The 11790-nt window shown below is 75.0% G+C and carries 6 protein-coding genes, 1 tRNA gene and 1 pseudogene; 4 read left to right on the top strand and 4 right to left on the bottom strand.

Features of this window, described 5'->3' with window-relative positions; genetic code table 11:
• The first annotated feature begins 46 nt into the window (after positions 1 to 46).
• The 3 genes and pseudogenes from B7L92_RS01215 to B7L92_RS01205 form a co-directional block, all read left to right on the top strand.
• The gene (locus B7L92_RS01215; RefSeq protein WP_081235641.1) at positions 47 to 1882 is read left to right on the top strand and encodes a thiamine pyrophosphate-requiring protein; all 1836 of its coding nucleotides are present in this window, start codon (positions 47 to 49) and stop codon (positions 1880 to 1882) included.
• A 135-nt stretch (positions 1883 to 2017) separates the two neighbouring features.
• Positions 2018 to 3364: an L-seryl-tRNA(Sec) selenium transferase gene (gene selA / locus B7L92_RS01210; RefSeq protein WP_081235669.1), complete on the top strand. Its 1347-nt coding sequence runs from the start codon at positions 2018 to 2020 to the stop codon at positions 3362 to 3364.
• Positions 3365 to 3369: 5 nt separating this feature from the next.
• Positions 3370 to 5130, top strand: a pseudogene (locus tag B7L92_RS01205) (SelB domain-containing protein); the annotation flags it as partial.
• A gap of 35 nt (positions 5131 to 5165) precedes the next feature.
• Here B7L92_RS01205 and B7L92_RS40495 read toward each other — a convergent pair.
• Positions 5166 to 5258: transfer RNA gene (locus B7L92_RS40495), tRNA-Sec, on the bottom strand.
• A 70-nt stretch (positions 5259 to 5328) separates the two neighbouring features.
• Between B7L92_RS40495 and selD the strand changes: the two genes are divergently transcribed.
• Positions 5329 to 6354 carry a selenide, water dikinase SelD gene (selD, locus tag B7L92_RS01200; protein WP_081235639.1) on the top strand — a complete coding sequence of 342 codons (1026 nt, stop codon included), beginning with the start codon at positions 5329 to 5331 and terminating at the stop codon, positions 6352 to 6354.
• A gap of 19 nt (positions 6355 to 6373) precedes the next feature.
• On the opposite strand, the gene fdh is transcribed toward selD, so the two are convergent.
• The 3 genes from fdh to B7L92_RS01180 all read right to left on the bottom strand — a co-directional run.
• A complete protein-coding gene (fdh, locus tag B7L92_RS01195) occupies positions 6374 to 9637 on the bottom strand; it encodes a formate dehydrogenase (protein WP_255310705.1) in 3264 nt (1087 codons plus the stop codon).
• Between the two features lie 244 nt (positions 9638 to 9881).
• The gene (nrfD, locus tag B7L92_RS01185) at positions 9882 to 10922 is read right to left on the bottom strand and encodes an NrfD/PsrC family molybdoenzyme membrane anchor subunit (protein WP_174703903.1); all 1041 of its coding nucleotides are present in this window, start codon (positions 10920 to 10922) and stop codon (positions 9882 to 9884) included.
• The coding region (locus B7L92_RS01180; protein WP_081235636.1) for a 4Fe-4S dicluster domain-containing protein at positions 10919 to 11790 on the bottom strand (872 nt) is incomplete at its 5' end. The genes B7L92_RS01180 and nrfD, both read right to left, overlap by 4 nt.

Raw genomic sequence — 11790 nt, 5'->3', positions numbered from 1 at the left:
GGCCGAGCGGGCGCACCCCAGCGGAAACGGAAGGTCGAGGGCCGGCATGAAGGTATCCGACTACATCCTCCAGCGGCTGCGCGAGTGGGAGGTGGACCACGTCTTCGCCTACGCGGGCGACGGCATCAACGGCCTGCTGGCGGCATGGGGGCGGGCCGGCGACGATCCGCGGTTCGTCCAGTCCCGGCACGAGGAGATGTCCGCGTTCCAGGCCGTCGGATACGCGAAGTTCTCCGGCAAGGTCGGCGTCTGCGCGGCCACCTCGGGCCCCGGCGCGATCCACCTGCTCAACGGGCTGTACGACGCGAAGCTCGACCACGTGCCCGTCGTCGCGCTGGTCGGGCAGACCAACCGCAGCGCGATGGGCGGCTCGTACCAGCAGGAAGTCGACCTGCAGAGCCTGTACAAGGACGTCGCCTCCGACTTCTGCGAGACGGCGACCGTGCCGGAGCAACTGCCGAACCTCATCGACCGCGCCTTCCGCACCGCGTACGCACGGCGCACGGTCACCGCCGTCATCATCCCCGCCGACGTGCAGGAGCTGGACTACAGCCCACCGACGCACGCCTTCAAGATGGTGCCGTCGAGCATGGGGCTCGGCCGGTACGCCCCGGTGCCCGCCGACGCCGACGTCCAGCGGGCCGCCGAGGTCCTCAACGCCGGCGAGAAGGTCGCCGTGCTCATCGGCCAGGGCGCCCGCACCGCCCGTGCCGAGGTGGAGGAACTGGCGGACGTCCTCGGGGCCGGCGTCGCGAAGGCCCTGCTCGGCAAGGACGTGCTCCCCGACGACCTGCCCTACGTCACCGGCGCCATCGGCCTGCTCGGCACCCGGCCCTCCTACGAGCTGATGCAGGACTGCGACACCCTGCTGATGATCGGCTCCAGCTTCCCGTACACGCAGTTCATGCCGGAGCTGGACCAGGCGCGCGGGGTGCAGATCGACATCGACCCGCACATGATCGGCCTGCGCTACCCCTTCGAGGTGAACCTCGTCGGCGACGCGCGCGAGACGCTGCGCCGGCTCCTGCCGCACCTGCGTCGCAAGGAGAAGCGGGCCTGGCGCGAGAAGATCGAGAAGGACGTCGCCCGCTGGTGGGAGGTCATGCAGCGGCGCGCCGCCGTGGACGCCGACCCGGTCAACCCGGAGTACGTCATCCACGCCCTGGACGGCAAGCTTCCCGACGACGCGATCCTGAGCGCCGACTCCGGCTCGGCCGCCAACTGGTACGCCCGCCACCTGCGGCTGCGCGGGCGGATGCGCGGCTCGCTGTCGGGCACCCTGGCCACCATGGGCCCCGGCGTGCCCTACGCCATCGGCGCGAAGTTCGCGCACCCGGACCGGCCCGCCATCGCCCTCGTCGGGGACGGCGCCATGCAGATGAACGGCATGATGGAGATGGTCACCGCCGCGAAGTACTACCGCGAGTGGTCCGACCCGCGGCTGATCGTCGCCGTGCTGAACAACGGCGACCTCAACCAGGTCACCTGGGAGATGCGGGCCATGTCCGGCGCCCCCCAGTTCGAGGAGTCCCAGCACATCCCCGACCTGCCCTACGCGGAGATCGCGCAGCGCATCGGCCTGGACGGCGTGCGCGTGGAGAAGCCCGAGCAGGTCGAGGCGGCCTGGGACCGGGCGCTGGCGGCCGACCGGCCCTTCGTCGTCGACTTCCGCACCGACCCGGCCGTGCCGCCGATCCCGCCGCACGCCTCCCTGGACCAGATCGAGGCCGCCGCCTCCGCGATCCTGCAGGGCGACAGCGACCGCGGCTCCATGGTCAGGCAAGGGCTCAAGGCCAAGGTGCAGGAGATGCTGCCCGGCACCCGGCACCGGGACGACCGCCCCGGTGCCGGCGCCGAGGACAGCGCCGGGGGCCGCTCGTGAGATCGACCGGCGGCCCGGCGTGTCGTACTCCCCGCAGGGGGCACAGGGGGACGATGAGGAAACGATCGGCCGACGACCGGGCCCGAACGGAGGAACCGGGTGGACCAGTGGGTCACCACCGGACGGAGCGGTGGGCTGACCGGGGGCGGCGCCCCCGAGGGGGAGGGGGACGCGTCGCGCGGACCCGGTCCGGACGTGCGCCGGCGCATCCCGCGCACCGACACCGTCCTCGGTGATCCGCGCCTGCGGGAGGCGGCGCGCCGACTCGGGACCGGCGCGGTGAAGTCGGCGGTCCGCCGGGCGCAGGAGCGGGCGCGCGACGGCACCGTGCCGCCGGAGGCGGTGGCCGACACGGCCGTCGCCCTGCTGCCGCGGTCGGCGAGCGGGCTGCGGCCGGTGATCAACGCCACCGGCGTGGTGCTGCACACCAACCTCGGCCGGGCGCCGCTGTCGGCGGCCGCCCGGCAGGCGGTGCAGGAGGCCGCCGGCCCCACCGACGTCGAACTGGACCTGCGCACCGGCGTACGGGCCCGGCGGGGCCGCACCGCGCTGGCCGCCCTGCGCGAGAGGGTGCCGTCCGCCGCCGCGGCGCACGTCGTCAACAACGGGGCCGCCGCGCTGGTGCTGGCGGCCACCGCGCTCGCGGCCGGCCGGGAGATCGTCATCAGCCGGGGGGAGATGGTGGAGATCGGCGACGGCTTCCGCCTGCCGGACCTGCTGGTGTCCACCGGCGCCCGGCTGCGCGAGGTGGGGACCACCAACCGCACCACCGCCGCCGACTACGCCGGGGCGATCGGCCCGGACACGGCCTTCGTGCTGAAGGTGCACCCCTCCAACTTCCGCGTCACCGGCTTCACGCGCGCCGCGGGCGTCGGCGAACTGGCGCCGCTGGGCGTCCCGGTCGTCGTCGACATCGGCTCCGGACTCCTGGCGCCCCACCCGCTGCTGCCCGAGGAACCGGACGCCGAGAGCCAGTTGGGCGCCGGGGCGGCCCTCGTCACGGCGAGCGGCGACAAACTGCTGGGCGGCCCGCAGTGCGGTCTGCTCCTGGGACGGGAGGAGACGGTCCGCGCCCTGGCCCGGCACCCGCTCGCCCGCGCCCTGCGGGTGGACAAGCTGACCCTGGCCGCACTGGAGGCGACGCTCACCGGGCCCGCGACCCCGACCGACGAGGCCCTCGACGCCGACCCGGGGCACCTGCGGCGCCGCGCCGAGCGGCTCGCCGCCCCGCTGGCCGCCGCCGGCATCGACGTACGGGCCGTGGACAGCTTCGCGACGGTGGGCGGCGGCGGGGCGCCCGGTGTGACGCTGCCCAGCGCCGCCCTGTCGCTGCCCGAGCACTGCGCCGCCGCCCTGCGCACCGGGCCGGTCCCCGTGGTGGGGCGGCTGGAGGGCGGGCGGTGCCTGCTCGACCTCAGGGCGGTGCCGGAACAGGACGACGAGCGGCTGGCCGGGGCCGTCCGGTCGGCCACGGGGAGGTAGGCGGGATGCGGGTGCTGGCCACCGCCGGGCACGTCGACCACGGCAAGTCCGCCCTGGCCCGGGCACTGACCGGGATGGAACCCGACCGGTTCGAGGAGGAGCGGCGCCGGGGCCTGACCCTGGACCTCGGATTCGTGTGGACGCGGCTGGACGGCCCGGACGGCCTGGAAGGTGAACACCTGGCCCTCGTCGACGTGCCGGGCCACGAGCGGTTCGTCGCCACCATGCTGGCCGGCGTGGGGCCCGTCCCCGCCGTGCTGTTCGTGGTCGCCGCCGACCAGGGCTGGCAGGAGCAGTCGCAGGAGCACCTGGAGATCCTGGACGCGCTCGGCGTCCGTCACGCCGTGCTCGCCGTGACCCGGAGCGACCTGGCCGACCCGGAGCCCGTACGGGCCGAGGCCGTCCGCCGCATGGCCGCCACCTCCCTCGGCACCGTGCCGTCCGTCGCGGTGAGCGCGGTGACCGGCGCGGGACTGGACGCACTGCGCGGGGAGCTGGCCCGGCTGGCCCGCGCCCTGCCCGTCCCGCCCGCCGACGCGGACGTGCGGCTGTGGCTGGACCGCGCCTTCACCGTGCGCGGCCACGGCACGGTCGTCACCGGCACCCTGGGCGCGGGCACCCTGCGCGTCGGCGACCGGCTGGTGGCGGGGGACGGCACGGACGGGCTGCGGGTGCGCGGGCTGCAGTGCCTGCACGAGGACCGGTCCGCCGTCGGCGGTGTGGCGCGCGTGGCCGTCAACGTCCACGGGGCCCCGGACGGCGTACTGGGCCGGGGCCAGGTGCTGCTGACGCCGGACCGCTGGCTGCTCACCGGGACGACCGACGTCCGGGTGGGCGGAGCGCCGGCCGACGAGCTCCCCCGGAGGATCACCCTGCACCTGGGCACCGCCGCGGTGCCGGTGACCGTCCGGCCGCTGGGGGCGGACACGGCCCGGCTCACCCTGGCCCGGAGGCTGCCGCTGCGGATCGGCGACCGGGCGGTGCTGCGGGAGCCGGGCGGGAGCCGCACGCCGTGCGGGGTGACCGTGCTGGACGTCCGGCCGCCGGAGCTGAACCGGCGCGGTGCGGCCCGGGCCAGGGCGGCCGAACTGGCGGGGATGACCGGCCGCCCGGACGGCGCGGCCGAACTGAGGCGGCGCCGGCTCGTCCGCCGCGCGGAGCTCCTGGCCATGGGCGCGCGTGCCCCCGCGCCGCCGGTCGCCGGGGACTGGCTGGCCGACCCGGAGCACTGGGCGGCGCTGCGCGGCCGCCTGGGCACCGAGGTGGAACGGTACGCGGCACGGCACCCGATGGACCCCGGCCTGCCCACCGAGGCCGCCCGGCGCCTGCTCGGCCTGCCCGACCGGGCCCTGGTCGACGCGCTCGCCGACCACCCCGGCACGGTACGACTGCGCCGCGGCCAGGGGCGGTTGCACGGACCCGGGAACGACGGACCCACCCTCCCGCCGCCGGTCCGGGCCGCCGTCGACGCCGTGCGGCGGGAGCTGGAGCGGACCCCGTTCCGTGCCCCGGAGGCCGACCGGCTGGCCGAACTGGGGCTCGGGCGCAGGGAGCTGGCCGCCGCGGTCGCCGCGGGCGCGCTGTTGCGGGTCGGCGAGGGCATCGTCCTGCTGCCGGGGGCGGACGCCCGGGCCGCCGCCGTACTGCGCGGCCTTCCGCAGCCGTTCACCCTGAGCGAGGCCCGCAAGGCCCTGGACACCACGCGCCGGGTGGCCGTACCGCTGCTGGAGCTCCTGGACGGACGGGGCCTCACCGAACGGGTGGACGACCGGCACCGGCGCTGCCGGGCCGGCGCGGGGAGCGGAGGCGGACGGGAATCGAACCCGCCTGCCCGAGATCCTCGGGCACCTCGGTTTTGAAGACCGGGAGGGCCACCAGGCACCCACACGCCTCCTCCGCCGCCCAGGCTATCCGTTACCCCCTCTTCCTCCCGGCACACGCACCGAACCGATCAGGAGCCAGACATGCACACCCCGACGCACGCACCCGTCCGCCTCACGCAGTTCGCCCACGGCGGCGGCTGCGCCTGCAAGATCCCGCCCGGCGAGCTGGAGGACGTCCTCGGCGGCCTCGCCGGGCCGGTGCCGCCCTCCGGCGACACACCGCTCCTGGTCGGGCTGGCCACCGGTGACGACGCGGCCGTGGCCGGCCTGCCCGCGCGGGGCGGCACCGCGGACCTGGCCGTGGTCGCCACCGCCGACTTCTTCACCCCCGTCGTGGACGACGCCTACGACTGGGGTCGGATCGCCGCCGCCAACGCCCTGTCCGACGTGTACGCGATGGGCGGGCGCCCGGTCCTCGCCGTCAACCTCCTGGCCTGGCCGCGGGACGTCCTGCCCTTCGAGCTGGCGCGCGAGGTGCTGCGCGGCGGGCTGGACGTCGCGGCCGAGGCGGGCTGCCACGTGGGGGGCGGACACAGCGTGGACGACCCGGAGCCCAAGTACGGGATGGCCGTCACCGGCCTGGCGGACCCGGCCCGGCTGCTGCGCAACGACACCGGCCGCCCGGGCGTGCCGCTGTCGCTCACCAAGCCGCTGGGGCTGGGGGTGCTGAACAACCGCCACAAGGCCACCGGCGAGCGGTTCGAGCAGGCGGTGGCCACGATGACGGCGCTCAACCGGGACGCCTCGGCCGCCGCCCTGGCCGCCGGGGCGACCTGCGCCACCGACGTCACCGGCTTCGGCCTCCTCGGCCATCTGCACAAGCTCGCCCGTGCCTCGGGCGTGACCGCCGTGGTCGACACCGCCGCCGTGCCCTACCTCGACGGGGCCCGGGAGGCGGTGCGGGACGGCTACGTCAGCGGCGGCACCCGGCGGAACCTGGAGTGGGTGGCGCCGTTCACCGACTTCGGGTCCGCGGACGACGACACGCGCCTGCTCCTGGCCGACGCCCAGACCTCGGGCGGGCTGCTGGTGGCCGGGGAGGTGCCGGGCGCCCCGGTCATCGGGGAACTCGTCCCGAAGGGGGCGCACTCCGTCGTCCTGCGGTGAACCGGCGGACGCGGCCGGCTCACGGATCGGTGCCGGTGCGCTCGTCGATGCCCGCCCGTTCCCGGTAGCGGCGCACCAGCTCCGGGGCGGCCGGGCCCCGCGGGCGGCGCCCCGGCCGGATGTCGACGGCGAACGCCTTCGCCTCCTGGATGTGCGTGTTGGGGTCCAGGGACAGGTGCAGCAGCTCGTTGGCCGCGTCGCCCGTGCTGTAGCCGTTCGGGCCCCAGTGGTAGGGGAGCCCCACCTGGTGCAGGGTGCGGCCGTGCACGGTCAGCGGCGGCACCCGGTCGGTGACCAGCACCCGCGCCTCGATCACGGCGCGGGCGCTGACGATCGTCGCCCAGCCGGTGTGCTCCAGACCGCGCTCGGCGGCGAGTTCCGGTGACACCTCGCAGAAGAACTCCGGCTGCAGTTCTGCCAGATAGGGCTGCCAGCGGGACATGCCGCCCGCCGTGTGGTGCTCGGTGAGCCGGTAGGTGGTGGCCACGTAGGGGAACACCTCGGTGCCCGGCTCGCCGGCGCTCGGCTGGTAGCGGTTGTCCGAGTGCGGCGGCAGCAGCAGGTGCCGCACCGGGTTGCGCTGCCGGCCGTACAGGAGGTTGGGGAACGGCGAGTCCTGCGGCTCGTAGTGCGTCGGCAGCGGCCCGTCGGTGAGGCCGGACGGCACGTACAGCCACGCCTTGCCGTCGGCCTGCATGATGAACGCGTCGGTGCCCGACAGGGCCTCGGACCCGGTCGCGTCCGGCGGCGGCTCGTGGTCGGGGGACTTGTCCTTCTTGACGTCGGGGACGTCGTGCCCGGCCCACTCCCCGCGCTCCGCGTCCCACCACACCAGTGCCTTGCGCGCGCTCCACGGCCTGCCCTCCGGGTCCGCCGACGCGCGGTTGTACAGCACCCGGCGGTTGGCGGGCCAGGCCCAGCCCCACTCGCCCGCGACCCAGTTCTGCCGGTCACCCGGCTTGCGGCGGTCGGCCTGGTTGACGCCGTCGGCGTACACCCCGCAGTAGATCCAGCAGCCGCAGGAGGTGGAGCCGTCGTCCCTGAGCTGGTCGTAGCCCGTGAGCGGGGCGCCCTCGGCGTCGCGCCCGTTGATCTCGGCCAGGACGGCCTCGGCGTCCGGCTCGGCCTGCGCGCCCTTCGTGGGGTAGTCCCAGACCAGGTCGAGCAGCGGCCGGTCCATCGGGTCGGTGGACGCGGCGAGCTTCTCCCGGATGATCCGCCCGAGGTGGAAGGTGAACCACAGGTCGCTGCGCGCCTCGCCGGCCGGCTCGACGGCCTGGTGGTGCCACTGCAGCAGGCGCTGGGTGTTGGTGAAGCTGCCGTCCTTCTCGGTGTGCGCGGCGGCCGGCAGGAAGAACACCTCCGTGCCGATGTCCTCGGTGCGCAGCTCGCCCGTCTCGATCTCCGGGCCGTCCTTCCACCAGGTGGCCGACTCGATGAGGGAGAAGTCCCGGACGACCAGCCAGTCCAGGTGGGCCATGCCGAGCCGCTGCAGCTTGGCGTTGGCGGAGCCGACCGCGGGGTTCTCGCCCATGAGGAAGTAGCCCTTGCAGGTGCCCTCCAGTTGGGCCATGACCGTCTCGTAGGTGGAGTGGGAGCCGGTCAGCCGCGGCAGGTAGTCGAAGCAGAAGTCGTTCTCCGCGGTCGCCGCGTCGCCCCAGTACGCCTTGAGCAGGCTCACCAGGTAGGCGCGCATGTTGCCCCAGTAGCCCTTGCTCGCCTCGTCGGCCCGGACGAAGGAGTCCAGGTTCTGGTTGTGGTGGGCGTGGGGCATCGGGATGTACCCGGGCAGCAGGTTGAACAGCGTGGGGATGTCCGTCGACCCCTGGATGGAGGCGTGGCCGCGCAGCGCGAGGATGCCGCCGCCGGGTCGGCCGATGTTGCCGAGCAGGGCCTGCAGCACGGACGCCGCGCGGATGTACTGGACGCCGACGGTGTGCTGGGTCCAGCCGACCGCGTACGCGAAGGCGGTGGTGCGGTCCCGCCCGGAGTTCTCGGTGACCAGGTCGCACACCTGGCGGAAGAGGTCCTGGGGGACACCGCAGATCCGTTCCACCATCTCGGGCGTGTAGCGCGCGTAGTGCCGCTTGAGCACCTGGAAGACGCAGCGCGGGTGGGTCATCGTCTCGTCGCGCTCCGGCTCGGTCTGGGAGATCGCGGCACCGCCGGAGCCGTGGGCCTCGCCGCGCGCGGCCTGCGAGACGGAGCTGTCGGTCTCGTGGCGCTCCTCGAAGTGCTGGTCGCGCTGGCCGGAGGCCGGCCGCACCGAGGAGCCCTGGTACTGCCAGGTGCCGGGGTCGTAGTCGCGGCTCTCGGGGTCGAACCCGGAGAAGACCCCGTCGAGGTCCTCGGTGTCGCGGAAGTCCTCCCGCAGGATGTCGGGTCCGTTGGTGTACGCGACCACGTAGTCCCGGAAGTAGGCGTCGTTCTGCAGGACGTGGTTGATGATCCCGCCGAGGAAGGCGATGTCCGAACCGGCCCGCAGCGGCACGTGCACGTCGGCCAGCGCGCTGGTGCGGGTGAACCGCGGGTCGACGTGGATCACCTTGGCGCCGCGGGCCTTGGCCTCCATCACCCACTGGAACCCGACCGGATGGCACTCGGCCATGTTCGAGCCCTGGACGACGATGCAGTCGGAGTGCTGCAGGTCCTGCTGGAAGGTGGTCGCGCCGCCGCGGCCGAACGAGGTTCCCAGACCGGGAACGGTGGAGGAGTGTCAAATACGCGCCTGGTTCTCGATCTGGATCGCGCCGAGCGCGGTGAACAGCTTCTTGATCAGGTAGTTCTCTTCGTTGTCCAGCGTGGCCCCGCCCAGGCTCGCGATGCCCATCGTGCGCCGGGTGCGGGTCCGGTCCACCTCCCACTGCCAGCCGGCCCGGCGGGCCTCGATCACCCGGTCGGCGATCATGTCCATCGCCGTGTCGAGGTCCAGGTGTTCCCACTGCGTGCCGTGCGGGCGGCGGTACAGCACCTGGTGCTCGCGTGCGCCGCCGGTGGTGAGCTGGAGGCTGGCCGCGCCCTTGGGGCACAGCCGGCCGCGCGAGATGGGGGAGTCGGGGTCGCCCTCGATCTGGGTGACGCGCCCGTCCTCGACGTAGACGTTCTGGCCGCAGCCCACCGCGCAGTACGGGCAGATCGACTTCACGACCCGATCCGCGGAGGCGACCCGGGGCGTGAGCCGCGCGCTGTGGCCGCTCTTGGCGGCAGCCCCGCGGCCCAGCGGGTCGGTGCCCTTGAGCTGGCGGTAGACCGGCCAGGAATCGATCCAGGTCCGCACACCCATGAGGTCAGCCCCTTCGGAGTGCCGCTTGCCGTGTGTCGCTCGTCTTGTGCCGTTCGTCGTGCGCCGCCCGGGGCCCCCGGGTCCCGGCCGCGGGCCCGTCCCTGTACGAATTCTCCCGCGGCGGCCCGCACGCGGCATTCCCGGACGCCGTGTCCGGGCGGCCCGGACGGCTGGGGAGTACCCCTCCCGCGGAGACCCAACCCCNNGGGGTTGGGTCTCCGCGGGAGCGGGGCCCGGGCGGGGGCTAGGGCGCTCCGCCGGGCCCCTGGGCCCCGGACCGGGCCCGCAGCCGCTCCCGCTGAGGCACGACCATGTACTTCGGGTCCTCGGCCGAGGCCACCCCGGCGTGGAACACGCCGAACCGCAGGACCGCGGAACCGGCCAGCAGGGCCGTGCCCGCCACGGCGCCGAGCACCCGGCTCCGGCGGCCCGCGGACGCCGCCAGCACGGCGCCACCGGCCGTGAGCGCCTCCGCGGCGCGCAGCAGCGTGCGCGGCCGGCCCGTCCCGTAGGGCTCGGCCGCCAGTCCCATGCGCCGCTTCATCACCCGGAAGGCGCCCAGCTCGAGCGCCGTGCCCAGGACGGCCGCGCGGCGCGCCGGACCGGTCTGCCCGGTGGGGGCCCCGGCCAGGGCGAGCCCGGCCGCCGCGGTGGCGGCGGAGCCGGCGAAGACGAAGGGCAGCTCGCGGTGGCCCTCGTGCCACGACGGCACGGCGGTGTCGGAGAGCAGCACGGCGGTGTACGTCGCCACCGCCGGACCGAGGGCGGCGGCGCCCGCGGTGGCGGCGGCGCCCACGGCGCGGTACCGGCCCGCGACGTCGGCGGCGGCCGCGGCCATCGTGAGCGGCGCGTAGCCCGCCAGCAGCCACGAACCCAGGTTCATCGGGGACGTGGGTTTGACGACGCGGAGCATGTTGAGGAAGCGGGCGGGGCGCCCGAGGTCGTGCACCAGCGCCACCAGAGAGAGGGAGACGGCGCCCGCCGCCCCCAGCTTCGCCGTGCGGGCCAGCGCCGGCCGGGCGGTGGCGTCCGCCCCGGCGGCCAGCAGCGACGACGCCCCGGCGAGGCCGCCGAGGTAGAGGTAGCCCGCGATGTCCAGCGCCTTCCACGTCGGTCTGTTCAGGACCGGCTTGCCGTAGTACGAGGAGAACTCGACGTCGGGCACCATGGCCTGCTCGCCGCGTCCGCGTCCGCGCCGGCGTCGGCCGGCGCGCGCTCCGGTGAGGGCCTCGCGTCCCGGACGGGCGCCCTCCGCCCCGTCCCGGGGGGCGTCGGACCCGGTCATCGCGGCCTCCTGGTGAAGCTGACGGCGGCCAGCGCGGCGAGCGAGGCGGCCGCCGCCGCCGCGTGCCGCCACATGGCGGGCAGGTCGCGGGTGGTGACGACCGGATCGGGCGGCAGACCGTACACCTCCGGCTCGTCCAGCAGCAGGAAGAACGCGCCGTCGCCGCCGACGCCGTCCTCCGGGTCCTCGCCGTACAGACGGGCGTCCGCGACGCCGGCCGCGTGCAGCTGGGCGACCCGGGCCGCCGCGCGCTCCCGCAGTTCCTCCAGCGGGCCGAACTGGATGGAGTCGGTGGGGCAGGACTTGGCACAGGCCGGTTCCATGCCCACGCCGAGCCGGTCGTAGCACAGGGTGCACTTCCAGGCGCGTCCGTCGTTCGGACGCTGGTCGATGACGCCGTACGGGCAGGCGGGCACGCAGTAGCCGCAGCCGTTGCAGATGTCCTCCTGCACGACGACCGTGCCGAACTCGGTCCGGAACAGGGACCCGGTGGGGCACACGTCGAGGCAGGCGGCGTGGGTGCAGTGCTTGCACACGTCGGAGGACATCAGCCAGCGCAGCTCGGTGCGCCCGTCGGGTGCGAGGGGGGAGATCTCCCCGGCCGGGGCGCCCGCGGGAGCGGCGCCCGGCGCCGGGGCGGTCGCGCCCGGCCCGGGGGAGTCCGGCGAGGTGCCGAGCCCCCGGGCCGCGGCGAAGACGTCGACGCCCTCGTGGCCGGTGCCCGGTTCCTGACCGCCCAGCGGTTTGCGCTGCTCGATGAACGCCACGTGCCGCCACGTGTCGGCACCGAGCCCCTGGGTGTTGTCGTAGGACATGCCGGTCAGTTCCAGGCCGTCCTCCGGAACCGCGTTCCACTCCTTGCACGCCA

The sequence above is a fragment of the Streptomyces viridosporus genome, from assembly GCF_002078235.1.
Lineage (GTDB): Bacteria > Actinomycetota > Actinomycetes > Streptomycetales > Streptomycetaceae > Streptomyces > Streptomyces viridosporus.
This window is presented reverse-complemented; position numbering and strand designations above follow the sequence as displayed.

Bases quoted from the DNA above. Each gene is read 5' to 3' on its own strand.
- nrfD (WP_174703903.1), bottom strand. From the start codon at position 10,922: ATGACCGGGTCCGACGCCCCCCGGGACGGGGCGGAGGGCGCCCGTCCG.
- selD (WP_081235639.1), top strand. From the start codon at position 5,329: ATGCACACCCCGACGCACGCACCCGTCCGCCTCACGCAGTTCGCCCAC.
- B7L92_RS01215 (WP_081235641.1), top strand. From the start codon at position 47: ATGAAGGTATCCGACTACATCCTCCAGCGGCTGCGCGAGTGGGAGGTG.